Source organism: Vibrio profundum (assembly GCF_050337555.1).
In the GTDB taxonomy this organism is placed as follows: Bacteria; Pseudomonadota; Gammaproteobacteria; order Enterobacterales; family Vibrionaceae; genus Vibrio; species Vibrio profundum.
In genome coordinates, this window is the sequence record NZ_JAKJTA010000003.1 from 80,457 (window position 1) to 104,005 (window position 23,549).

The 23,549-nt window shown below is 45.9% G+C and carries 20 protein-coding genes and 3 tRNA genes; 7 read left to right on the top strand and 16 right to left on the bottom strand.

All coding sequences use genetic code 11. The features are described from left to right. Window positions 1-36: 36 nt before the first annotated feature. The 4 genes from ppnN to queF all read right to left on the bottom strand — a co-directional run bounded on the left by ppnN (window position 37) and on the right by queF (window position 6,273). The gene (ppnN, locus tag L4C34_RS00480) at window positions 37-1,413 is read right to left on the bottom strand and encodes a nucleotide 5'-monophosphate nucleosidase PpnN (RefSeq protein ID WP_428787380.1); all 1,377 of its coding nucleotides are present in this window, start codon (window positions 1,411-1,413) and stop codon (window positions 37-39) included. A 198-nt stretch (window positions 1,414-1,611) separates the two neighbouring features. Beyond that, window positions 1,612-2,892 carry a GGDEF domain-containing protein gene (locus L4C34_RS00485; RefSeq protein WP_428787381.1) on the bottom strand — a complete coding sequence of 427 codons (1,281 nt, stop codon included), beginning with the start codon at window positions 2,890-2,892 and terminating at the stop codon, window positions 1,612-1,614. 238 nt (window positions 2,893-3,130) lie between these two features. Continuing rightward, entirely contained in the window at window positions 3,131-5,413 is a 2,283-nt protein-coding gene (locus L4C34_RS00490) for a tetratricopeptide repeat protein (RefSeq protein ID WP_428787382.1), read from the bottom strand. 14 nt (window positions 5,414-5,427) lie between these two features. After that, a complete protein-coding gene (queF, locus tag L4C34_RS00495) occupies window positions 5,428-6,273 on the bottom strand; it encodes an NADPH-dependent 7-cyano-7-deazaguanine reductase QueF (protein WP_428787383.1) in 846 nt (281 codons plus the stop codon). Window positions 6,274-6,493: 220 nt separating this feature from the next. Here queF and syd point away from each other — a divergent pair, with 220 nt between their 5' ends. Together syd and L4C34_RS00505 are read left to right on the top strand one after the other, a co-directional pair. After that, window positions 6,494-7,039, top strand: a complete 546-nt coding sequence (gene syd, locus L4C34_RS00500) for a SecY-interacting protein (RefSeq protein WP_428787384.1) — start codon at window positions 6,494-6,496, stop codon at window positions 7,037-7,039. Between the two features lie 2 nt (window positions 7,040-7,041). Then, complete coding sequence (locus L4C34_RS00505) at window positions 7,042-7,815, top strand: Zn-ribbon-containing protein (protein ID WP_428787385.1); 774 nt, start codon at window positions 7,042-7,044, stop codon at window positions 7,813-7,815. A gap of 110 nt (window positions 7,816-7,925) precedes the next feature. Here L4C34_RS00505 and metQ read toward each other — a convergent pair whose 3' ends face one another. The 3 genes from metQ to metN are packed head-to-tail and all read right to left on the bottom strand — an operon-like array spanning window position 7,926 to window position 10,472. Further along, window positions 7,926-8,732 carry a methionine ABC transporter substrate-binding lipoprotein MetQ gene (gene metQ / locus L4C34_RS00510; protein ID WP_428787386.1) on the bottom strand — a complete coding sequence of 269 codons (807 nt, stop codon included), beginning with the start codon at window positions 8,730-8,732 and terminating at the stop codon, window positions 7,926-7,928. A gap of 38 nt (window positions 8,733-8,770) precedes the next feature. Then, window positions 8,771-9,448, bottom strand: a complete 678-nt coding sequence (locus L4C34_RS00515) for a methionine ABC transporter permease (protein WP_428787387.1) — start codon at window positions 9,446-9,448, stop codon at window positions 8,771-8,773. Beyond that, on the bottom strand, window positions 9,438-10,472 hold the full coding sequence (gene metN / locus L4C34_RS00520; protein ID WP_428787388.1) for a methionine ABC transporter ATP-binding protein MetN: 1,035 nt from the start codon (window positions 10,470-10,472) through the stop codon (window positions 9,438-9,440). The genes L4C34_RS00515 and metN overlap by 11 nt, the downstream gene beginning before the upstream one ends. Window positions 10,473-10,708: 236 nt before the next feature. On the opposite strand from metN, the gene gmhB reads away from it, so the two are divergent. Continuing rightward, window positions 10,709-11,257 carry a D-glycero-beta-D-manno-heptose 1,7-bisphosphate 7-phosphatase gene (gene gmhB / locus L4C34_RS00525; RefSeq protein ID WP_428787389.1) on the top strand — a complete coding sequence of 183 codons (549 nt, stop codon included), beginning with the start codon at window positions 10,709-10,711 and terminating at the stop codon, window positions 11,255-11,257. 120 nt (window positions 11,258-11,377) lie between these two features. On the opposite strand, the gene L4C34_RS00530 is transcribed toward gmhB, so the two are convergent. The 3 genes from L4C34_RS00530 to L4C34_RS00540 all read right to left on the bottom strand — a co-directional run bounded on the left by L4C34_RS00530 (window position 11,378) and on the right by L4C34_RS00540 (window position 11,806). Further along, window positions 11,378-11,462, bottom strand: a tRNA-Tyr gene (locus L4C34_RS00530). Window positions 11,463-11,548: 86 nt separating this feature from the next. Further along, window positions 11,549-11,633 (bottom strand) — tRNA-Tyr (locus L4C34_RS00535). An 88-nt stretch (window positions 11,634-11,721) separates the two neighbouring features. Continuing rightward, a tRNA-Tyr gene (locus L4C34_RS00540) sits at window positions 11,722-11,806 on the bottom strand. Between the two features lie 357 nt (window positions 11,807-12,163). Between L4C34_RS00540 and L4C34_RS00545 the strand changes: the two genes are divergently transcribed. From L4C34_RS00545 to L4C34_RS00560, 4 genes are all read left to right on the top strand, one after another. Next, the gene (locus L4C34_RS00545) at window positions 12,164-13,216 is read left to right on the top strand and encodes an efflux RND transporter periplasmic adaptor subunit (protein ID WP_428787390.1); all 1,053 of its coding nucleotides are present in this window, start codon (window positions 12,164-12,166) and stop codon (window positions 13,214-13,216) included. 2 nt (window positions 13,217-13,218) lie between these two features. Beyond that, complete coding sequence (locus tag L4C34_RS00550; RefSeq protein ID WP_428787391.1) at window positions 13,219-16,314, top strand: multidrug efflux RND transporter permease subunit; 3,096 nt, start codon at window positions 13,219-13,221, stop codon at window positions 16,312-16,314. A gap of 346 nt (window positions 16,315-16,660) precedes the next feature. Next, window positions 16,661-17,911, top strand: a complete 1,251-nt coding sequence (glyA, locus tag L4C34_RS00555) for a serine hydroxymethyltransferase (RefSeq protein ID WP_428787392.1) — start codon at window positions 16,661-16,663, stop codon at window positions 17,909-17,911. A gap of 295 nt (window positions 17,912-18,206) precedes the next feature. After that, entirely contained in the window at window positions 18,207-18,635 is a 429-nt protein-coding gene (locus L4C34_RS00560; RefSeq protein ID WP_428787393.1) for an SRPBCC family protein, read from the top strand. Window positions 18,636-18,755: 120 nt separating this feature from the next. Here L4C34_RS00560 and L4C34_RS00565 read toward each other — a convergent pair whose 3' ends face one another. The 6 genes from L4C34_RS00565 to ybeD all read right to left on the bottom strand — a co-directional run bounded on the left by L4C34_RS00565 (window position 18,756) and on the right by ybeD (window position 23,477). Further along, complete coding sequence (locus tag L4C34_RS00565) at window positions 18,756-20,165, bottom strand: APC family permease (protein ID WP_428787394.1); 1,410 nt, start codon at window positions 20,163-20,165, stop codon at window positions 18,756-18,758. A gap of 114 nt (window positions 20,166-20,279) precedes the next feature. Then, window positions 20,280-20,567: a YerC/YecD family TrpR-related protein gene (locus L4C34_RS00570; RefSeq protein ID WP_428787395.1), complete on the bottom strand. Its 288-nt coding sequence runs from the start codon at window positions 20,565-20,567 to the stop codon at window positions 20,280-20,282. A gap of 346 nt (window positions 20,568-20,913) precedes the next feature. Further along, window positions 20,914-21,240 carry a hypothetical protein gene (locus tag L4C34_RS00575; protein WP_428787396.1) on the bottom strand — a complete coding sequence of 109 codons (327 nt, stop codon included), beginning with the start codon at window positions 21,238-21,240 and terminating at the stop codon, window positions 20,914-20,916. Between the two features lie 179 nt (window positions 21,241-21,419). Then, a complete protein-coding gene (lipA, locus tag L4C34_RS00580) occupies window positions 21,420-22,385 on the bottom strand; it encodes a lipoyl synthase (RefSeq protein WP_428787397.1) in 966 nt (321 codons plus the stop codon). Then, window positions 22,378-23,031: a lipoyl(octanoyl) transferase LipB gene (gene lipB, locus L4C34_RS00585; protein WP_428787398.1), complete on the bottom strand. Its 654-nt coding sequence runs from the start codon at window positions 23,029-23,031 to the stop codon at window positions 22,378-22,380. The genes lipA and lipB overlap by 8 nt, the downstream gene beginning before the upstream one ends. A gap of 167 nt (window positions 23,032-23,198) precedes the next feature. After that, entirely contained in the window at window positions 23,199-23,477 is a 279-nt protein-coding gene (ybeD, locus tag L4C34_RS00590) for a DUF493 family protein YbeD (protein WP_428787399.1), read from the bottom strand. Window positions 23,478-23,549 lie beyond the last annotated feature (72 nt).

The following is a 23,549-nucleotide window of genomic DNA, read 5'->3' on the forward strand; positions in this document are numbered from 1 at the left end:
TTTCCCTTTACATCAACTGCTTAAATTTTTAAGCAGTTACTTAAGCGTAGTTTCTCCTGTTGCCACTCTATAACACGGTTCGTAAGCACTGCCGCCCGGTAGCTTCATTCGATCTTGGACAACGAAGTCTTTCAGCAACCGATCCATTTTCTTCATCAGTGAGCTATCGCCATCAATCATAAAGGGTCCGTTGCGCTCAATTTCCTGAATGCCTTCCGCTTTGACGTTACCGGCGACGATACCTGAGAAGGCTTGTCGAAGTGCTGCCGCAAGGTTTTCTGGCCGTTGATTGAGGTGTAGGTCTAAACTGGCCATGCTTTCATGAGTCGGCTCGAACGGCAGTTGGAACTCAGGGTCAATCTTCAATGACCAATTGTAGCTGTACGCATCGCCAATGTTTTTCCGATATTGGCGAACGTCAGTCATGGCTTCTTTCATGATTTGCGCCGCTCTGGCCGGATCATCAATCACAATCTCGTAATGCTTCTGCGCCTGCTCGCCGAGCGTATCACCAATAAAGCGATCAATAGATTTGAAGTACTCTTCGCTTTCTTTCGGCCCCGTTAACACGATAGGCAGTGGTACATCTTTGTTATCGGGATGCATCATAATACCAAGGATATATAAGAGCTCTTCCGAGGTGCCAGCGCCGCCGGGGAAGATGATGATCCCGTGCGCCATCCGAACAAACGCTTCTAGGCGCTTTTCGATATCAGGCATAATGATCAGTTCATTGACGATTGGGTTTGGTGGCTCGGCTGCGATGATTGAAGGTTCAGTAAGACCTAAATAGCGTTGCTCATCGTATCTTTGCTTCGCGTGCCCGATGGCCGCGCCTTTCATTGGCCCTTCCATTGCTCCGGGGCCACAACCTGTACAGATGTTAAGCTCACGCAATCCGAGTTCATGACCAACTTCGCGAGTATATTGATATTCGACTTCGTTGATTGAGTGACCACCCCAACAAACCACTAGATTTGGGGTGATACCAGGCGTGAGAGCGCCAGCGTTGCGCAAGATACCAAACACTAAATTAGTGATGTGGGCTGAATTGGTTAAATTGAGTTTTTGATTGTCCGCAAGGTGCATGTTGACGTAGACAATGTCTCTAAGGACAGAGAATAAATGCTCTTGAATGCCTTTGATGATGTTGCCATCGACAAAAGCATGTTCTGGTGGGTTATTTAATTCCAGTTTGATACCACGCTCTCGGCGCATCACGTTGACGTCAAACGAGCGGTATTTGTCGAGTAATTCTTTGGAGTTGTCGGTATGACTGCCAGAGTTAAGCACCGCAAGGGTACAATTGCGATACAATTGATAGAGTTCACTTGAGGCGGTTTTTTTAAGGCGCTCAACTTCAAGTTGAGAAAGCAGATCCATGCTGCCAGCTGGGCTAATATGAGTAATCATACAGGCCTCCTTATTGTAGAATACTGAAGGCTCCACAAATTCGATAAGGTGCTAAATTTGCAGGTAGCCTTAAATAGCTTAGCAAACTCTATTCAAAAAGGAACGCACTAACTTCTTGAAACGCTGACGCAAATTACACAATACGGCTTATTAATTTTCGGTTGGTCGTTTTGTCATCAATATGTTGTAGTTAAAGGGTTATCGCCAATGGAATTGCTCAATACCATTTCGTTTCAATTTTGCCATGCCTTTGTCTAACCGGCTCAACACATCATCTGGCGTGTCATCGCTTTGGAAAGCGTCTGCGCAAACGGAAACCGTGATAGTGATATTTTGTTGTCGAAAACTAAAGGGTAAGCCACTAACCTTTTTTTGTACCCGCGCGATTAATTTTTGGTTATAGCTTTTCTCTTGTTCAGTGAACATGACGATAAATTTGTCTCCGTACATCCTCGCCGCATACCCTTTTTTCCGCGTCTCTTTACCAATGGTTTGAGCAATGATTTTGAGTGCCTTATCTCCTGCTGAATTGCCAAAGCGCTCATTAATAGTAGTGAACTGGTCAATATCCAATAGCACGAGCTGTAGTGTCCCTTGTTCCGTTTGCCAATGGGTAAAGGCTGATTCGAGCGATTCGCTAAATGCGCTGCGGTTGTATACTTTGGTCAGTGGATCGAGTTGGGCTTTGTGGCGCTGTTCTTCGAAGCGTTTCCGATAGTCGTGAGTCTCTTCAATCAACTCTGTCATCTGCTCGTTAGTGTATTTTAGTTTATTGAGCATGTTATTTTCTCTTTGCTCAGCATGCTGCAGCGAACCAGACAGTTGTGCGATTTGGCTCAGCAATGGAGTAATGCTGCGCTTGAGGGCTACTAGGTTTCGGGCATTGTTTGTTTCGGTGATCGCCGCGGATGAAAGTCCGGACAACTCCTTAGTGATTCCGTGTTTCTCGGACATATCTTGTTCTACTTGCTGGGTACTATCTTGATAGACTTTGATTGCGTCGAAGAACGATGCGTTAATTTGGTCGAGAAACTGATGTGAGGATTGACGTTCGGCAATTGTGCCATCAATGACGAGTTGTAAGGTTTCAAGTGTATGTTTAATCAATTCAGAGTGATTGCTGTCGAGTAATATTTTTCTGCGTACTTCAACCAGTTTGTTACCCACCTCATCAGCAAAGTCTAGTTTTTGAATCAAGAGTTGAAGTTGGCGACTGAGCTGTTTGAGTTGAGGGTTCGGTTGAGGCGCTGGGTCTTGGTAAAGCAGGTTGTGTGAATTGGCGTTGATGATTTTGATCGACTTCTCGTAGATGCTAATTAAATTGATAGAGTGCTCAACATGTTCTTCGCCTGTGGTGAGAGTATCGTTGAGTAGGTGCTGTAAATCTTGTCTAACGGCAGGAGGCAACGAGGGGAGTTTGAGAAGCGTTTCTCCGCAGTGAGCGATTTTCTGTTCAAGGACTGTCCGCGGGTTAGCCATTTCACACCTTTCGTTTGTTGTTCTGTGGGCCTATTTCGTCTGTTAAGATAAGACCGTTTAGTCACGATCTTTATTTCATACTCACTAAATGTTTATATGCAATCGAGCTCTATGGATGGTGCCTACATGGGTAGCACCTATAGCGATACGTTTAAACTGCATTAATGCGGGTTCCGTGCCACAATATCAGCATCACCTACCTGTCTATCTAATAACTATCGACCTTTAATCAATCAACTTAAATGTCTTTTAGCAAATCTTTGATGTGTTCCTCATTTTGACAAGAGGAATGGACTTTAATTAGCCCCTGACGAATGGCTTGTTGACAGGCTGAGCGGAGATTTCCTTGTGCTAGGCTGGCTGCGGGTGCATTTTTAATTGCTTGGAAATGAACCCATTGGCTGGAGTTCTCTTTCCAGCTTAGATCACGCGCCAAATTACTTGCCATTAACAAGATATCGAGTAGCTGTTTGTCGTTAATGGCAGTATAGGCACGTGGTAAAAATGGGTAATCTGTCATTCCGACTCGCACAATGCGAGTCAAATTGAGTTCAGGTTCAAAATCATTCACCCATTGCTGCACTTTGGTGAACATTTGCTCCGATGTGACAGGGTTACCACTGCTATTTTCTATGTACAGCAAACTTGCATCGGAAAAGTGGTACAGGCGAGCTGGAGAAGGAATCACACTCTTCAAGTAGTCGCCGAACTTGCCTTCCAGAGCGAGCCCTTCACTATAGCCATGCTGTAAGTACATATTGCTGAGGAAGGGTAAGTCAATCATAACGAAGCGTAGTCGATCGTTAAGGGGTTCATGGATCAGTTCGCCGATGTGCCACTTTTCAAATTTGTGGCTACTGTGAGCCAAGGATTTGGGTAAGCTCGCGTTGAGCATCCGTAAATTGCGTAATCCAGATCGAGAGTGAGCAAACAAGTCCTCGCTCAGTTCCTCGATTTGATTCTTCTGCTTGTGGGAGACGTAGCTATTGCGCAGGGCAAACAGCGACAAAATGACGGAAAGTGAAAACAAACCAAACGCAATTTTTTGGAAGGTTTGATAATCGTCGTAGGTCTTCTCTAGCTCTTTCTTTTGACTGACTAGGTGCAAGGTCTGTTCGATAAATTGTTTTTGTTGCCGGAAGTCGTCCTCACTGATGAGGTTGAGCTCCCTTTGTTTTAGCTTGTTTATTTGGTTGTACTTTTTCAGGTTATCTAGCGCTTTCTCAAATTTCCCATTGTCTTGATAGGCGAGGTACAACAAGTTATAGGCTGACTTCTCTAAGTCAATTTTCTGCTCTTCTGAGGTTTTCTTGGCCTGTGCAAGTGCCATGGTCGCACTGGTGATCACTCGATTTGGGTGGCGATAATGATAGGACAGTCCCGCACTCAGAAGCTGCGCTTTAGCCGTTAAATACGGATGGGGCGGCGTGTGTTTTATGATGGTCTTTGCGTGCTCTAGGTAGCGCTTGGCTAAAAGGTAATTGTCTAACTTGAGGTAAGTGTCGGCCACTGACAAGCGCACTTCGGCGATTTGTTTTGGATCGCTGTGCATATTTTCATGGTCAATAACGTTGAAATATTGTACTAAGGCGAGGTTATACTTACCTTGAAATAAATAAATGTCACCGAGCTTCTTTAGTATCTCTGGCAGAACGGGTGAGTTTTGATAATTATTATAAAAATCGGCAGCTTGAGATAGGTGCTCAATCGCTTTGTCTAGCACTCCGCGTTGGTAAAATAATTCACCCAACGATTGATTAATGGCAGCTAGCCTGACACTGGCATTGACTTCGATTGCTTGCCAATAGGCCGTTAATAAATCAGACAAGGCACGGTTGTAGAAGTGATGTTTCAGTAAATAGCGTCCGACGAGCATATGATAGTCGATGGTGGTGTATTCTGAATCATCGTTGTCTGTAATGGATTTGAGCTTGTCGTAATTAAGCTTTGCTTCATCTAGTTGGCCATTGGCGGCCGCGAGTTCTGCTTTTAATTTGTAATACTCAAAAAAAGTACGATGTGAGAGCGGATCTTTTTTATTTAGTGTGTCGAGTTGAATTTGCACCGTAGATAGGCGCTTTTCTGCTTTATCTAAATCGTGGTCATACAACCAGCGTAAATGGATATCTTGGATTTGTACTAATAGCCCTGAAAACATCAAATGATATTTCTGCGCTAAATCTTTTGCTTGTTGTAGTTGTAGGAAGGCTTGCGGGTATTGATGCAAAGTGAATTCAGCGCGCGCCAATATTTGTAGTGCATCAATTGAGCTACTAGGCGTTCGTATATTGCCCTCTACGGTGTTGCGAGGTAGTGGAGATAAATTGCGGACTGTCATATCCGCCAAGGTTCGCTGGTAAAGGAAATTCTCTGTTAGCTTCTTTGATTGCTGAGGTAAAAATCCTAATAATTGATGGGCTTCCTCCAAAACGGGCGAGCCATATCGAGGCGTCGAGTCCGCCCATGCAGGGAAGATTAGCAGTGAGGCTAGCAGCAACAGTGTCCAGCGAAGTCTTGGCATAATAAAGTTGATTCCTATTGACGAGCCATACGCTGACTAGAGCTAGGTGCCGTTTGGTTCGAAGAGCGGAACGGATTAATGTCTAACCCACCTCGGCGAGTATAGCGTGCATAAACCGATAAATGTTCTGGCTGACAGTACTGCATGAGATCGGTGTAAATCCGCTCGACACATTGCTCGTGGAACTCATTATGGTTGCGGAAAGAGACGAGGTAGCGCAACAGTGCTTCACGATCAATTTTTTTACCTTGGTATTGAATCTCGACACTGCCCCAATCCGGTTGGTTGGTGATCAAGCAATTTGATTTTAGCAGGTGGCTGTGCAGAGACTCAGTGACGATATCATCATGGGTAGCGTTGGCTAACAAAGCGGCATCAAACTCATAGTCGCTGATTTGAATATCTTGGTCATCAATGCAATCGCCAGCCATCGTGACGATGGGTTGATTGGTATAGTGGGTCACAGGTAAAACTGAGACACTAACCTCACCATCGGCGCAGGCTGATAAATCACGACCAAGGGTGGATTGAACTTCGTCCCAGCTTCGGAATTGGGTTTGGTTGAAGCTATTCAAATACAGCTTAAATGACTTCGATTCCACTAAATTAGTGCTAGTGGCAGGAATAAACACTTCTCCGATCGCCACTTGTGGTACGCCTTTAGGGTTTAGCCAAGAAAGCTCATATAAAGTCCAAATATCACAGCCCTGGAAGGGTAAGGTCTCACCGAGTTGTAAGTCATCTCGATTGAGGCTGCGAGGAACAGGTTGCAGCAAGCTAGCATCATACTCACTGGCATAATCGGTCTTCTGCCCCAAGGTTAGGCCCGTAAGTTCTTTGGCTTCGGAATATTTATTCATGGTTTGATTGCAAATTGATTTAGAATAGTTGGAATATTACGAAATCCCGTTCTTTATGTCATTAGATGAGTAGGCGTGGTTGATCTTACGCGATGCTTTTTACGGCAATTTGTCGTTTTTTTGTGTAAGAGCGCGCTCGAAACTTGAATGAAGTTGCGGCTCATCGGGCCGATGCATTCAAAGAGCGGTGAATCAATAGGTGAAAAATTTGGAGATAACTATGGCCTCTACTGGCTCACAAGCTCTACTCGCGTTTGGCAAAAGGTATATTGACACGTTTGTTGCAGAGCATGGCACTTTACCGTGTAACCATGACATGGCGGATATGCCTTCGTCGTGTTTGCAAGGCGATGCTGATAATGATGGGCAATGGCAGCCAGTGGCACTAGAGCCGATGGCGAGTTTTGATAACGTGGAGCAAGGTATTGAGCTGGAGTTGCACAACGATATTAAGGCCTTTTATTGTTCACAATATAGTGCGGATATGGACGCAATTTGGCGTGGTAATTCACTGACCTTGCTGCAAGTATGGAATCAAGATGATTTTGTGCTCTTGCAAGAGAATATACTCGGCCATTTGGTGATGCAACGCCGTTTGAAGCTACAGCCCACCGTATTTATTGCGACAACGGATGATGAGATGGAAGTTGTCTCAATTTGTAATTTGTCTGGCAACGTATTGCTGGAGGAGCTAGGAACCAAGAATCGACAGGTTTTGGCTGTCAGCCTAGCAGAGTTTCTTGATGGTTTGGTACCGGCGGTTTAACGATGTACGTAGTTGAAATACAATTTGAGTGTTTTGATAACACCACGATTAGCGCCGTTGACAAGGCAATCAATGGTTTGATGGACGCGCTGCGTTATAACGGTCAGGTTCTTGGCCGAGAGTTCCCAATTGTGATGGGAGAGGGCATTTTTACGCTTAGACTCGTTTGTCCAGAGCAAGATAGCCTGCATCCTCAACACCATTCAGACTTTGTGAAGGTTTGTATAGAACGCTTAGCAGACGCAAAGCTCTTAGCACCTAAAGTACGTTTGATTGGGCGTGATATCAATTCAGAAGAAGCGGCAGAAGATGACCCAAGCTGGCAGGTGCTGTACACCACGTATGTACATACTTGCTCGCCGCTGCGCAGCGGTGACAGCTTGCTGCCAATTCCTTTGTACCGGAATCCGGCCACGCTAAATGGTGACCACAAAGCGGTCATAAAGTGGCAAACAGAATGGCAAGCCTGCGATGAAATTCAAATGGCGGGTGGTTGCCGAGCTGAGCATGCGGTGCTGCATGAAATATGCGATACCGACAGTGTGCTGTATAAGCGTGGAATGGGTTTGCGCGGCCGCATTGAACATATTACTAAGGTCCCAACTTACTACTATCTGTATCGCGTCGGCGGCACCAGTTTGCAAGATGAGCAAGCACGACTGTGCCCGTCTTGCTCAGGCGAGTGGCTGCAACCTGAACCAGTGCTCGATATTTTCCATTTCAAATGTGACAAGTGTCGTTTAGTCTCGAATATGTCTTGGGATCATATCTCTTAATATAAGAAGCTGATTGTAAGCATAAAAAAAGCCAACCTATTTCGAGGTTGGCTTTTTAGTTTTGTTTTTTAGCGACGGTACTAGGACAGATCGCTAGGAAAGGGTGAACGTTACCAGCCTTTCGCAACGCCACCATGGAAGATTTTTAGCGCGGCATTGTAAACCGCATCGGTTTGGTAGGCTTTTACAAATTCTTGCACTTTCTTTGAATCAACGTTGTCTTTGCGCGCCACAATCAGGTTCACATACGGTGAATCTTTATCTTCGACAAAGATACCATCCTTTTGTGGAGTTAGGTTGATTGAGCTAGCGAATGTGGTGTTGATTACGGCAATCGCGACGTCGTCTAGTGATCGAGGTAGCTGAGCAGCATCCAGTTCAATGATATCTAAATGCTTCGGATTTTCGACAATGTCGCGCACAGTCGCTTGTAAGCCTGAGCCTTCACGTAACTTAATCAAGCCTTGTTGCTGAAGAAGCAATAGTGAGCGACCTAAGTTAGTAGGATCGTTAGGAATCGCGATTTTTGCTCCGTCTTTTAACTCTTTAACAGATTTAAGTGTTTTTGAGTATCCAGCAATAGGGTAAACCAACGTTTTTCCCGCGATCGCCAGTTTGTAGCCACGAGTGTCAATTTGCTGATCTAAATAAGGTTTATGCTGAAAAGCATTAGCATCGATTGAGCCGTCTGCCAGCGCAGCGTTAGGCGTCACATAGTCCGTGAAGGTGACTAACTTAACGTCTAAACCATATTTTTCTTTTGCTACTTTTGCTGCGGCTTCAGCAACTTGTGCTTCAGATCCAGCCATGACGCCTACTTTAAGCTGTTGGCTGTCTGACTTATCGCCACAGCCTGCGAGAGCAAGAGCAGAGGCTGCGGTAGCAACCGCTAGTAAACGTTTCAGGTTAAGTTTCATTACTGTCTCCTTGTGTAACCTAATTAGAATTTGTTGGATTATTTGTGGTCGACTTGGCGCACGATAGCGTCACCGAATGACTGCACCAATTGCACTATGATAATGAGTAGGACTACTGTGGCTGCCATGACGCCAATGTCGTAGCGATAGAAGCCGTAGCGGATAGCCACATCACCTAGACCGCCGCCGCCGACTGTGCCCGCCATCGCCGAGTAGCTGACTAAAGTTACGAGCGTGATGGTGACAGAGTTAATAATGGTCGGCAGTGCTTCAGGAAGAAGCACTTTACGAATAATCTGCATTGGGGTCGCGCCCATAGACTGCGCCGCTTCAATAAGACCCGTTGGCACTTCAATCAAGGCACCTTCGACTAATCTCGCCACAAATGGAATGGCGCCGATGCTAAGAGGAACAATAGCGGCAGTGGTACCGATAAAGGTGCCGACAAAAAACTTAGTGACAGGGATAATGGCTACCATCAAGACGATAAAGGGTACTGAGCGGCCAATATTGACTACCGCGCCTAATATTCTATTGAGCGCAACGTTTTGCCACAGACCGCCTTTTTTGGTGGTATGCAAAACGACACCTAAAGGAATGCCAACGGCAAAGCCAACGATGCCCGCGACGCTGACCATGTATAAAGTTTGCAGAGTCGCATCGAAAATTAAGCTGCTGTTCAGGCTGAGCCAGTCAACGACAGAATTAAAGAACATAACCCAGTACCTCTACTTTTACATGGTGATTGCGAAGAAATTGAATCGCTGCTTGGTCGTCGGCTTCGCTACCAAACATTTCGGCTAACATCATGCCGAATTTAACGCCGCCAGCGTAGTCGATATCTGAGCTTAATACACTGATATCAATATTAAACTGACGGGCAATTTGCGAAATGAGTGGCGCTTTAACCGTCGCTCCTGTGAACTCTAGTCGCACTAACGGGTAGCTACCTTCAATGCGGTTTGCTTGCAAACGCTGTTGAAAATCTTCAGGGATAGTGAGATCCAAAGTTGAGCGAATGAACTGATGAGCCAATTCCGTTTTTGGATGGGCGAATATGTCGCCCACGCTGCCTTTTTCTACTAACTGACCATCCCCAATGATCGCCACTTGATGGCAAATACTCTTTACTACGTCCATCTCATGAGTGATGAGTAGGATCGTGAGGTTCAGCTTACGGTTAATTTCTTTAAGCAAATCTAAAATCGATTGAGTAGTTGCTGGGTCGAGGGCACTAGTGGCTTCGTCGCACAGCAATACTTTTGGATCTGATGCCAGTGCGCGTGCAATCGCAACGCGCTGCTTTTGCCCACCACTTAGGTTGGCTGGGTAGCTGTCGCGCTTGTCGGTTAAGCCAACAAGTTCGAGTAGCTGTGTCACCTTATTTTCGATGCTGGCTTTGTCTTTATTCGCGAGCTCTAGTGGTAAGGCGATGTTACCAAACACCGTACGCGAAGAGAGCAAGTTGAAGTGCTGAAAAATCATGCCTATGTTGCGGCGTGCTTGTCCAAGTTCAGCTGAGCTGAGGGTTGTTAAGTCAACCCCGTCGACAATCACCGAGCCCGATGTAGGTTGCTCAAGCATATTGACGCAACGGATCAGTGTGCTTTTTCCAGCACCAGAAGAGCCAATTACGCCAAAAATCGCACCTTGCTCAATCGTCAAATTGATGTCTTTCAGTGCGGGAATTGGGCTTCCGTTTTGATAGAAGACTTTATTTACCTGTTTGATCTCAATCATTTTTTAACCTACATCAGATGAGAATATTTGGTTGTAAACAACACATTAACTAGCCAAAGATGCTATGAGTTTCGTTTAAATAAGTCAATAGATATTTTTACGTCTAGACGTCTAGATGACCTTTTAAGGAGATATAGAGGCGGTGTTTGAGAGTTGGTTACGCGGGAAATTAGGGTGATGTCACTTATAAAGCATGCAATAATTGTTCTATTGGAAAGTGAATTGAGAATTAAATTTTGGCCAAACCTGCAGTGTTTTTAGATCGTGATGGAGTGATCAATGTCGATCACGGTTATGTTCATGATGAGCATGATTTTGAATTTGTTGACGGCGTTTTTGAAGCGACTAAGCGATTGAAAGACATGGGATACCAGTTGGTTCTCGTGACGAACCAATCGGGTATCGCGCGAGGCCTGTTTAGCGAAGACCGTTTTCTATCGCTGACCCAATGGATGGATTGGAATTTTGTCGACCATGGTGTTGAGTTTGATGGCGTATACTATTGTCCGCATCACCCAGAGCACGGTGTGGGTAAATACAAACAAGATTGTGACTGCCGCAAGCCGAAGCCGGGTATGTTTTTATCTGCTAAAGAGCATCTTGAGATTGATATGGCTAAATCAGTGATGGTCGGCGATAAAGCGGAAGATCTGATGGCTGCTGATGCTGCTGGCGTTGGCACGAAAATATTGGTGCGTACCGGGAAATCGGTGACTGAGCGAGGCGAATCTATCGCAGATGTCGTGCTAGATAGTATTAAGCAAGTACCTGATTATTTGTCATAAGTGATCTTCTCTGGTTTCAAGTAGGTGGCTGTGTGTCACTTACTTAAAATTAAATGCACTTTTTGATATGTTTTTGCTTCAGATGCAAAAAAGCCAGCTTTTCAGCTGGCTTTTTATATATGGTGGAGGGGGACGGATTCGAACCATCGAAGGCGGAGCCGGCAGATTTACAGTCTGCTCCCTTTGGCCACTCGGGAACCCCTCCAGGGGTGTTCTCACTTCTTTTAAGAAGTGAACTTAACTAAGGTTTTCCCAACGCTTTAGCTAAGTAATTTCCAGTTAAGGAAAATATGGTGGAGGGGGACGGATTCGAACCATCGAAGGCGGAGCCGGCAGATTTACAGTCTGCTCCCTTTGGCCACTCGGGAACCCCTCCAGGGGATGTTCTCACTTCTTTTCAAAAGTAAGCTTAACTAAGGTTTTCCCAACGCTTTAGCTAAGTGGTTTCCAGTTAAGGAAGAATATGGTGGAGGGGGACGGATTCGAACCATCGAAGGCGGAGCCGGCAGATTTACAGTCTGCTCCCTTTGGCCACTCGGGAACCCCTCCAGGGGTGTTTCCCACTTCTCTTGGAAGTGGCTTAAGTGATGTTTTCCCAACGCTTCACTCAAGTTCGGAGCGAATCATAGCAAACTCTTAAAACCTGTAAAGACTTTTCTTGTTATTTTGAATCGAATGCTGACTTTTTGGTCAGAGTTGCCAATATTTATCTGTTTTGATGGCTATTTGTTCACTAAAAACATCAAGTTCTCTCATTCTATTTATTATTTGTGTACCGATCTCACTCAATCGATTTCATCTCAATAATAAAATTGGTGCCGATAACACTATTGTAAGCTGGTGCGAGCCAATGGCTCACTTAGGTATATATTTATATCAGTTTATTATGTTTAGGATATAAACACGGTGAATAAATGGAATCTGTATGGGCTAACGGCGTTTTTTCTGCTGAGTAGCCTTGATCTGTTCGCTAACCCAGCCGCTCAGCAGCGCCGTGTGTTTGTGGTGACGGAACGCGTGGAGTTACAGCAGTTATCACAAACGCTGAACCTAGTCGGTAAGTTAGCCTCCGAGCAAGCTGTGGATGTGTCGACTGAAGTGGCTGGAAAAATAGCCGAGATCAACGTTACCACCAACCAGCGTGTGCAGTTGGGGCAAGTTTTAGTTCGTTTAACTAGTAATAAAGTACAAGCTTCGCTGCTGGAAGCGAAAGCATATTGGCAAGATGAGCGGCGGAAATTTAGAGAATTTAGCCAATTGGTGAAGAAACACGCCGTGACACAGACTGAGTTGGAAGCCCAAGGCGCATTGGTCGATATTGCTAAGGCCCGTTTTGATTTGGCTAAAGCGGCACTGAATGAACGTACGATTCGTTCTCCTTTTGCGGGCACTGTTGGCCTTATTCATCTAAGTCGTGGCCAATACCTTACGGTAGGCAGCGTGCTGTTTACGTTAGATGACCTCTCCAAAATGGAGCTAGATCTTGCCGTTCCTGAGCGTTATTTATCTTATTTATCGCTTGATACAAAGGTGGTTGGCATAAGCGACGCTTGGCCACAGCTGAGTTTTACTGGAGTGGTAAAAGCGATTGATTCTCGCGTTGATGCACAATCTTTGACGATAACGACTCGTGTCCAGTTTGATAATTCTGAGCGCAGCTTGAAGCCTGGCATGCTGATGTCGGCGCAGATCCCTTTACAGCCAATAGAAGCGGCGACGATTCCAGTACAAGCGCTTGAATACGCAGGCAGCAAGCGATTTGTCTACCTTGTCGGAGGCGATCAGACTGCCATACGTACCGAGGTGGAGCTGGGTGCGCGAATGGGAAATAAGGTGGTGATTAAAAAGGGCGTGCACGTTGGGCAAAAGGTTGTCGTGCAGGGGCTTATCAATATGAGAGATGGGGTAAAAATTCAAGAAGTCACGAAAATTGGTACAGCAATTAAGAGTGAGGGATAACTGTGTGGCTCTCTGACGTTGCAGTCCAACGGCCAGTTTCTTCAGTCGTACTGGGGATACTGCTGTGTGTGTTTGGTATGGTCTCGTTTTCAAAATTAGCGGTGCGAGAAATGCCGAATATTGAGACGCCAGTTGTGTCGATAAGCACTCGCTATGAGGGGGCGTCGGCCACCATTATCGAGAGCCAAATTACCTCAGTGCTAGAAGACCAGTTAGCAGGTCTAACCGGCGTTGATGAAATCACCTCAACTACCCGCAATAGCTTTTCGCGCATAACCGTCAGTTTTAAATTGGGCTACGATTTTCAGGCTGGAGTGAGTGACGTGAGAGATGCTGTGACAAGGGCGCTCAATGCACTTCCAGAAGAAGCTTCAGAGCCCGTGGTGTATAAAAATAATGGTTCGGGAAAGGCTTCTTTGTACGTCAATCTGAGTTCCGCCAATATGGACCGGGCTCAGCTCACTGATTACATTAACCGTGTGTTGCTTGATCGCTTCAACTTGCTTGCCGGAGTTAGTGCCGTCAATGTTGTGGGCGGGCTATCGAAAGTGATGTATATCGAGCTAAACCCGGCGCAAATGGCAGGGCGGGGGATCACCACCCAAGATATAAGCCAAGCCCTGCGGCGAGAAAATATAGAAAGACCCAGCGGAGAAATACGAAACGATGCCGTTGTGATGTCGGTGCGCACGCTGCGCGCCTATCAAACGGCGCAAGACTTTCAATCTTTGGTGGTCAAGCAGGAAGGAAATCGCCCAGCCGTCTATTTGCGGGATATCGCTGAGGTTTATATTGGCGCAGAAAATGAGTCGTCAATGTTTAAAAGCTCGGGGGTAGTGAATGTGAGCATGGCGATTGTGCCACAAACAGGGGCGAATCCGCTCTATGTCGCCAAAGCGGTGCGTGGGCAAGTGGACTCCATGCAGGCGTTTTTACCCGAAGGAACGCGACTGGCGATTGATTACGACTCGACTGTGTTTATCGAACGCTCGATTCATGAAGTTTACCGAACTCTCTTTATTACCGCAGCGTTAGTGGTGGTGATTCTCTATCTATTTATTGGCCAAGTTCGGTCGACTTTACTTCCTGCGATTGCAGTGCCCGCTTCGTTACTCTCTGCCTGTATGGCGGCGTATTATTTCGGCTATTCGATCAACTTGATCACCTTGATGGCACTTATTCTCGCAATCGGATTAGTGGTCGATGATGCCATAGTGGTAGTGGAAAATATCTACCATCACATTGAACGAGGCGAGACGCCTTTGATCGCGGCATTTTTAGGTACGCGAGAAGTGGGGTTCGCGGTGATAGCGACCACATTAGTTTTGGTCGCGGTGTTTTTGCCCATCGCCTTCGTTGACGATATGGCTGGCTTGCTGTTTAGCGAATTTGCGGTGCTGTTATCTATGGCCGTGGTGTTTTCTTCTCTGATTGCATTAACGCTTACCCCAGCATTGGCGAGTAAACTATTGCGCGCACACCGAGAGCCGCACGGGTTGCAAAGGTTGGTCAACCAAGCTTTTAGCTTCGTTGAGCGACATTATCGGCGCATTTTGTCCCGTGCGCTAAAGCTAATATGGTTGGGACCAAGTTGCATTGTGCTTTGTATCGCCGGGAGCTACGTTTTGTTTGGCAAAGTGCCGCTGCAACTTACACCCACCGAAGACAGAGGTGTCGTCTTTGCATTTGTGCGCGGTGCGGAAGCCACTAGTTTTAACCGTATGGCGGCCAATATGGCGTTGGTCGAGCAAAGGTTGCTGCCCTTGGTTGAAAAAGGTGTACTGAAATCTTTTAACCTGCAGTCGCCAGCCTTTGGTGGTAATGCTGGCGATCAAACTGGATTCGTTATCATGATTTTGGAGGATTGGCAGCAGCGAGACTTAAGTGCGAACAATGTGCTGGCTCAAGTGCGCCAAGCCTTAAAGGGCATTCCAGATGTGCGGGTTTACCCATTTTTACCCGGCTTTCGTGGTTGGTCGAGTGAGCCTGTTCAGTTTGTGCTAGGCGGCGCGGATTATCAGGCGCTCAAGCTGTGGGCTGAAACGCTAAAGCAAGCCGCGGAAGAATCGCCAATTATGGAAGGCGCCGAGCTTAATTATTCGGAAAAAACGCCTGAGCTTATGGTGTCAGTGGATAAACATCGCGCTGCCCAGTTTGGTATTCCAGCGACGGAAATTGCTGATACTTTGGAGATCATGTTGGCGGGTAAGCGCGACACCACCTTTGTTGAGCGCGGTGAAGAATACAACGTGTACCTGCGAGCGGGAGAGCAGCATTTTTTGCACAGTGGCGATTTGAGTAAAATCTACCTACGCACTAGTTCAGGGGAGTTGATTAGCCTAGCTAGTCTAGTGAAAGTCGATGAAGTGGCTTCGTCGATTAAGCTATCTCATCACAATAAGAAAAAATCGATTACGATCTCGGCGAACTTATCACAAGGACACGGCCTTGGTGATGCGTTGGCTTTTCTTGATGAGTTAGCCATTGAGAAACTGCCAAGTGATATCTCGGTAAGCTATAGTGGGGAGTCGAAACAGTTTAAAGAAAGCCAATCGAGCATTGTGCTGGTGTTTGGCTTGGCACTGTTGGTGGCTTATTTAGTGCTGTGTGCTCAGTTCGAAAGCTTTATCAATCCCTTGATTATCATGCTCACAGTGCCAATGGGGATCGTTGGCGGGTTGTTTGGCTTAGTCTTGCTGCAACAAGGGCTAAATATTTACAGCCAAATCGGCATGATCATGTTGATCGGTATGGTGACAAAAAATGGCATCTTGATTGTCGAGTTTGCCAATCAGCTGCGTAATCGCTCCGTTGAGTTTGAAACCGCGATTATCGATGCCAGTGTCCGCCGCTTACGGCCCATTATTATGACCGCCATGACCACGCTCGCCGGCGCTATTCCTTTGTTGTTGGCGTCTGGTGCGGGCTATGAAAGCCGGATGGCCGTTGGCACCGTGATTTTCTTCGGCATGGCGTTCGCCACGCTCGTCACCTTATTTGTGGTGCCTATGATGTATCGCTTGGTTGCAGCTTCTACTCAACCGCCTGGGCATGTAGCCAAGGAACTGTCGAGTCAGTTGAAGGAGAAGGAGAGGTAACGTATTGCTCTAATTCTGCCCAATTAACTCACTTAGCGGTCAAACCACTGGGGTAACTGACGAAAAGGCGACCCTGTCGCTAGTTTAAAACGGCAATTTAGGGTAAACATATGGGCACTCAGTTTTTGGGAGGGTTCGGTATCACTCGCTTTGTTACCCACTTATTGGGCTGAAATATAGCTTTGGCCTGATTAATGACCAGCATGATAAGAAAAGTCGAATTTTCCCTTTGTGATATAAATCATTTTATGTAGAATACGCGCCATAAACGGTGACGAAAACGTTTGCTTTTGGTCGTTGTGTGGTTTTTTGCTATTTTCAGCGCTTGCTGAATCAGGAGATACAGATGCTAAAACGTGATATGAATATTGCGGATTACGACGCGGAGCTATTTGCAGCTATCCAAGAAGAAACTCTTCGCCAAGAAGAGCATATCGAACTTATCGCTTCAGAAAACTACACCAGCCCACGAGTGATGGAAGCGCAAGGTTCTCAGCTTACTAACAAATACGCAGAAGGTTACCCAGGCAAGCGTTACTACGGTGGTTGTGAGTACGTAGATAAAGCGGAATCGCTAGCGATTGACCGTGCGTGTGAGCTATTTGGTTGTGACTACGCTAACGTTCAGCCTCACTCAGGTTCTCAAGCAAACAGCGCAGTTTACATGGCGCTACTGAATCCAGGTGATACCGTTCTAGGTATGAGCCTAGCGCACGGTGGACACTTAACTCACGGCTCACCAGTAAACTTCTCAGGTAAGCACTACAATGTGATCCCGTACGGTATCGACGAAGCTGGCCAAATTAACTACGATGAAATGGAACAGCTGGCTCTAGAGCATAAGCCTAAGATGATCATCGGTGGTTTTTCAGCATACTCTCAGGTTGTTGATTGGGCTCGTATGCGCGAAATTGCAGATAAAGCGGGTGCTTACTTGTTCGTTGATATGGCGCACGTTGCTGGTCTAATCGCAGCAGGTGCTTATCCTACGCCAATCCCACACGCACACGTTGTGACAACGACTACACATAAAACGCTTGCAGGCCCTCGTGGCGGTTTGATTCTTTCAAACGCTGGCGAAGACATGTACAAGAAGCTGAACTCAGCTGTCTTCCCTGGTGGCCAAGGTGGCCCACTAATGCACGTTATCGCAGCCAAAGCAGTGGCGTTTAAAGAAGCGATGGAGCCTGAGTTTAAAGACTACCAAGCGCGCGTTGTAGCTAACGCTAAAGCAATGGTTGCTCAATTCCAAGAGCGTGGCTATAAGATTGTTTCTAACTCAACAGAGAACCACTTATTCTTGGTTGATCTGATTGATAAAGACATCACAGGTAAAGAAGCGGATGCAGCACTTGGCGCAGCCAACATTACCGTAAACAAAAACTCTGTGCCAAACGATCCACGTAGCCCGTTTGTGACTTCTGGTATTCGTGTTGGTACGCCTGCAATCACTCGCCGCGGCTTTGGCTTGGAAGAAGCGAAAGAATTGGCGAACTGGATGTGTGATGTGCTAGATAGCATCAATGACGAAAGCGTGATTGATGCAACGAAAGCGAAAGTGCTAGAAATTTGTAAGCGCCTTCCAGTTTACGCATAAATTAGGTTCGAGTAGAAAGTGCGTTAGATTAGATTGTTCTAACTCGTTTAGTTTAGGTTCGTGTTGGTTATCTAGGCTTGCGCTTACAATTTGATTCTATTGATGCTTTGAAAGGGTGAGTGGAGAGATCTGCTCACCTTTTTTGTTTGTCTGAATTTTCCGCCTCCTGCTCGTCGGCAATTTTTCTTGGTCTAGCTAAAATTAGTTAGGAGATGGACTCGTTAGAGAGTGGATTAACCAAGGAATGCTGCCATGCAGCGTAGGTTCGCAGTTCAGGGGGAAAGAGGGGCTGATTATGGGTAAGTGTTACAACAAAATTGAATTAAACCAACCGATCGATAGTGTTTGGCAAGAGGTGAGTGACTTTCACGATATGTCTTGGGCCAGTGGCGTGGTCACGTCGTTACAAAAAGTAGGGGCGGTGGATGGGCATCATGTCGGCGCGAAAAGAGTGATTAACGATGCTTTTCACGAAACATTGGTCGAGTATAACGATGATGCGCACCGCTTTGCCTATCACATTGATGATGGTCCGGGACCTGTTTCCGACTCTGTGGTACAAGACTATGTCGGCGTGGTTCAATTAACGGAAACAGACAATGGCACTTTAGTGGAATGGAGTTCGTCGTATCATTCTGCTCAAGATGGCGAAATCGCAGATTTGTGTAACCCCATCTATATTGCGTTGCTGTCGGAGCTGAAAAAGAACACGACAATGCACTAAATTGATACGATACCGAGACTAAAATAGCCACTCAATCGAGTGGCTATTTTAGTCTGGAGCACGGAGCGAACTTATAATCAGGCTCTATTCTTGCGTAGATCTCAACAACAACTTAATTACCTAGGCGATATTGGTTTCTTGATCGGTCTTTCTTGCCGGAATCAATAATGGCACGATACAGACTAGGGCTATGCCACCAATCAAAATAGATTCATAAGCCGTCTTGCTCATGATGTTGATTTGTGAAGGTGGGAAGAAACCTAGCACAAGAACAAATAAGCATGTAATGATGCCGACGCCGCCCACGATCACCGCACCCGCCGTGCCACCCGGGATAGAGTATCCACGTGGGACATCCGGTTGAGATATTTTCAGTTTGATTAAAGCTGCGAACAAGAATAGGTAGAAAATCACCGACAGCTGAGCCGTCATAGCCGTCAGCAGCCAGTATGAAGCGTTGAATCCGGGGAAGTATAAAAACAGGGTCGCGAGCGCGGTAAACAGAATCCCTTGTACTAATAAAATGGCAATTGGCGCACCGTTGCGGTTACTTTTGGCTAAAAAAGCGGGTGCAGTACCATCTTCACTGGCTTGGCGAATACATTTACTTGGGCCGATAATCCACGCCGATACACCAGAAAAACCACCTAGTATGATACATACCATGATGATGGGCATCATCCACGACATTTTATAGCTTTCAAAAAAGATAGAGAACGAAGTGATGACGGCCGATGATAGGTTGATCTTGTCTTGTGGGATAACCATTGCCACAGCAAGTGAACCTAAGATGGAGCAAGTCAGGATCAAGATGGTCGAATAAAAAAGTGCTCTTGGGTAATCTTTCTTCGGGTTCTCAACATCTTGAGCGTGAATGGCCGACATTTCCATGCCCACCAGACCAAATAACATACCTGACAAAATAGCTAAGTTGTCTAGGCTGCTCAAATCTGGCATTGCATCGTGCCAGCTCAGGTTGATGGCAATTGGTTTGCCCGCCATTACCCAACCAACCGCTAAGATAATAATCAGTATCATAGGTAACAGAGTGCCAAAAATGGAGCCTAATGTACTAATTACGCCTGAAACCTTCATACCAAAGCAGTTGGAAAGCGTGGCGAGCCAAAACATGATCACGATAGCAACGAAAATCATACTCTTATCGGTTGCTAGACTTGGGTCTATGATGAAGAACAGCGTTGAGGCGAGAAAAGACAGAATGGTTGGGAACCAGATAATGTTATACAGCCATAAAATCCACGCGACCATGAACGCCGCTTTTTTGCCAAATGCTTCTCTTACCCATACATAGATACCGCCGTTTTGTGGCCAGCCAGTCGACATGTCCGCAGCCGCAAGGGCACTTGGGATCATAAAGAATAATGCGCCAGCGATGTAATAAAATACGAGAGAAAGGCCGTACTCAGCGCTGATTGGCAAAGAGCGTAAGCTGTCCACAGCGATCACATTGATCATCACGAGTGAGAAAACGCTGAGCGCTTTTTTGTTCTTGCGATTGGTGGTTACCATATAAATCCTACCGATAGAGTTTGAAGCAAAAAATGAGTGCTTGAGCGGGACAATTCGTTATTTGATTTGCGTGGCCAGAAGCAGGTTAGCTGTATAAATTTTGATAAAACGGGTTTAAGACGATGCTGGGAGTCTCTCTAAGAGCAACTCATAACCACCTTCTCCGTAATTCAGTGAACGTGCTACCCGCCCGACTGTGGTGACACTGACTCCCGTTTTTGCCGAAATTTCACGATAAGACATATCTTGCTGCAAATATTTCGCAACTCTCAATCTCTCAGCCATACCGTGTAGTTCCTGCGGAGTACACAAATCGGCAAAGAATAATTTGGTCTCTTCTGCTGATTTCAGGAGAGCAATGGCTGCATAAAGTTCGTCGGCTAAGTCAGTAGAGTTTTTCACGGTAAAGTCAGTACGATGTGTTAGTGTGATAGCATGGTAATACAGTGTTACATTTGAGGCAACGTTTATGTGACCTCAAAATATAATGCTGGTGAAGTAGCCATGCTTAGGGGGAATTTTCAGCAAAAGCTTAGTATCACCTTACCTCGGCTGGACAGGTATATCTGTGATAGTTAATGAAATGTTAAATTTTGCAGGTGCAGGTGCAGGTGCAATTGGCAGCGATATAGAGTCGTTGGTAGCTATGTAGAGTAGTGGGTGTCGGCAGAAAGGCCTGAATAGTAAGTTAGCAGAAGTTGAAAACGAAAAAAGCTGGCATAGAGCCAGCTTCGAAGCAGAAAGGCGATTATTTAGAGATACTAAGCAAGGTGCCAGATTTACATTTGAACGAGTAGTATTTACGACTTTCGTTAAACTTACCTAGACCTTCGCCGTCACAGTATTCGATGTTGATGTCTTTCATCGTTGCCAGCGTGCTCTCACTGTTTAGAGCAAATTTAGAACCGTCAGAGCATATAATACGTACGCGGCCATCATCACTAACCGAATAAACGCTCACTTCGGTGTTACAGAGTTCGAAAGAGGCTTCGCGGTAATTATCTTCTTGCGTATTCGATGCACAACCCGCGAGTAGAGCTGATGCGACGAGCGTGAACAATCCAATTCGATTCATTGTGGTTCCTTAGCCAAATGTCTGTTGCCAATTAATTATGTTAATTATTTAAGGTTAGCCTATAGAATTAAGTGCATACATTCAAGTGAGGAAAAATTGTGATATAAAAAGGGAAGCCATGAATGGGCTTCCCTATAAAGTGGTGACCTAATAAGGTCGTCGACTATTAAAGTTGGAGATTATTTAATCTCAACGCCTTTTGCTTGTAGATCGGCGTGGTAAGAAGAACGCACAAATGGTCCACAGGCAGCGTGAGTGAAGCCAAGTTCTAAGGCGATTTCTTTTAGTTCGTCAAATTCTGATGGCGGAACATATCTTTCTACCGGAAGGTGATGTCGGCTTGGTGCTAAGTATTGGCCTAGCGTTAGCATAGTCACACCATGCGCGCGTAGATCTTTTAGCACTTCAACGATTTCTTCTTTGGTTTCACCAAGGCCCATCATGATCCCTGATTTAGTCGGGACATCAGGGTGCTGCTGTTTGAATTTTTGAAGCAATTGTAGTGACCACTTGTAGTTAGCCCCTGGTCTTGCTTTTCGGTACAAGCGTGGTGCTGTTTCCAAATTGTGGTTAAAGACATCTGGCGGGTTGTCTTTTAACAGCTCAAGCGCAGTATCCATACGGCCACGGAAATCAGGTACCAAAGTTTCGATGCGAATTTCTGGGTTAAGTGCACGGATTTCACGGTTACAGTCTGCAAAATGTTGAGCACCACCATCACGTAAGTCATCACGGTCAACCGATGTGATCACCACGTATTTGAGCTTCATATCTTTGATTGTCTGAGCAAGCTTTTGTGGCTCACCAGCTTCAGGCGTCAGTGGGCGGCCATGGGCAACGTCGCAGAATGGGCAGCGGCGAGTACAGATGGCACCGAGAATCATAAACGTGGCTGTTCCATGGTTGAAACACTCTGCAAGGTTAGGGCACGAGGCTTCTTCACATACCGAGTGTAACTCGTTTTTACGCATGGCAGCTTTGATTTCTTGGATACGTTTGCTGTCTGATGGAAGCTTGATCTTCATCCAGTCTGGCTTACGAAGAATTTCTTTTTGCTCCGCTGGCATGTTTTTTACTGGAATCAATGCCATCTTATCGGCGTCACGGTATTTAACGCCTTTTTCCATTTGGATTGGTTTACTCATGATTGTCTGCTTCTGTTATAAGTTCGACTTGCTCATAATCGAGTTGTGAAATAAGTTCTTTAACGAGTTGTTGCTCTACGACGACCATATCTTCTGGGCCGCCGAGTTGGCTGATCTGCGTCATTTCCATACCTTGATAGCCACATGGGTTAATGCGATGAAAAGGCGATAAATCCATGTTAACGTTGAGGGCAAGGCCATGGAAGGAGCAGCCTTTACGAATTCTTAGCCCTAAGGAACAGATTTTTTTGCTTTCGACATACACGCCTGGAGCGTCAGGTCTGGCGCTGGAATCAATTTGATAGGCGCTGAGTGTATTGATGACGATGTTTTCTATATGGGTGACTAAATCACGCACACCGAGTTTTTTCCGGCGTAGGTTAATCAAAAAGTACGCCACCAGTTGGCCAGGACCATGGTAGGTAACTTGTCCGCCACGGTCGCTTTGTACAACAGGGATTGCGCCCGCATCCAGTACGTGCTCAGCTTTGCCTGCTTGGCCCTGAGTAAACACAGGGTTATGCTCTACCAGCCAAATTTCATCGACGCTTTCGTCAGTTCGGTTATCGGTAAAGTCGTGCATGGCTTGCCAGACAGGAAGATAATCTTGTCGACCGAGTCGTTTCACTAAAAGTTGCTGTTGCATACTTGATATCATATAGAGATTGCAGTGGGGGCATTATAAAGGGATAACGCGATTGGCACTACTCCAGCGCTGAAGAATTTAATCAACAGTTAATAACTTCCGTATAAAAAGTTAATAAAAAAGCAGCCTGAGCTGCTTTGCGCCATTTGTTCTGGCCAGTTATTCGTCTACAGAACCATGCGAACGATATCAATCTCACCCAGCTCTTTGTACAAGGTTTCAACTTGTTCAATGGAGGTCGCGTTGATATTGATTGAAATGGAATGGTAATTCCCTTTCGCGCTTGGCTTTACCGTCGGGCTGTAGTCGCCTGGCGCATGGCGTTGGATGACTTCTAGAACCTTCTCGGTTAATTCAGGTTTTGCATGCCCCATGACTTTGTAGGTAAATGAACATGGGAATTCTAGTAAATCTTTTAATTTTGCATCTGAATTGATGGTTAACATGGTAGAAGCTCCAGCTATTTCTTTAAGTCTTCGAGCGCCATATTACTGACAAATACCTTGGAACTCAAGAGC

Bases quoted from the DNA above. Each gene is read 5' to 3' on its own strand.
- ppnN (WP_428787380.1), bottom strand. From the start codon at position 1,413: ATGATTACTCATATTAGCCCAGCTGGCAGCATGGATCTGCTTTCTCAA.
- L4C34_RS00490 (WP_428787382.1), bottom strand. From the start codon at position 5,413: ATGCCAAGACTTCGCTGGACACTGTTGCTGCTAGCCTCACTGCTAATC.
- metQ (WP_428787386.1), bottom strand. From the start codon at position 8,732: ATGAAACTTAACCTGAAACGTTTACTAGCGGTTGCTACCGCAGCCTCT.
- L4C34_RS00485 (WP_428787381.1), bottom strand. From the start codon at position 2,892: ATGGCTAACCCGCGGACAGTCCTTGAACAGAAAATCGCTCACTGCGGA.
- L4C34_RS00565 (WP_428787394.1), bottom strand. From the start codon at position 20,165: ATGGTAACCACCAATCGCAAGAACAAAAAAGCGCTCAGCGTTTTCTCA.
- L4C34_RS00505 (WP_428787385.1), top strand. From the start codon at position 7,042: ATGTACGTAGTTGAAATACAATTTGAGTGTTTTGATAACACCACGATT.
- syd (WP_428787384.1), top strand. From the start codon at position 6,494: ATGGCCTCTACTGGCTCACAAGCTCTACTCGCGTTTGGCAAAAGGTAT.
- ybeD (WP_428787399.1), bottom strand. From the start codon at position 23,477: ATGTTAACCATCAATTCAGATGCAAAATTAAAAGATTTACTAGAATTC.
- L4C34_RS00515 (WP_428787387.1), bottom strand. From the start codon at position 9,448: ATGTTCTTTAATTCTGTCGTTGACTGGCTCAGCCTGAACAGCAGCTTA.
- L4C34_RS00560 (WP_428787393.1), top strand. From the start codon at position 18,207: ATGGGTAAGTGTTACAACAAAATTGAATTAAACCAACCGATCGATAGT.
- lipA (WP_428787397.1), bottom strand. From the start codon at position 22,385: ATGAGTAAACCAATCCAAATGGAAAAAGGCGTTAAATACCGTGACGCC.
- queF (WP_428787383.1), bottom strand. From the start codon at position 6,273: ATGAATAAATATTCCGAAGCCAAAGAACTTACGGGCCTAACCTTGGGG.
- glyA (WP_428787392.1), top strand. From the start codon at position 16,661: ATGCTAAAACGTGATATGAATATTGCGGATTACGACGCGGAGCTATTT.
- L4C34_RS00575 (WP_428787396.1), bottom strand. From the start codon at position 21,240: ATGAATCGAATTGGATTGTTCACGCTCGTCGCATCAGCTCTACTCGCG.
- lipB (WP_428787398.1), bottom strand. From the start codon at position 23,031: ATGCAACAGCAACTTTTAGTGAAACGACTCGGTCGACAAGATTATCTT.
- metN (WP_428787388.1), bottom strand. From the start codon at position 10,472: ATGATTGAGATCAAACAGGTAAATAAAGTCTTCTATCAAAACGGAAGC.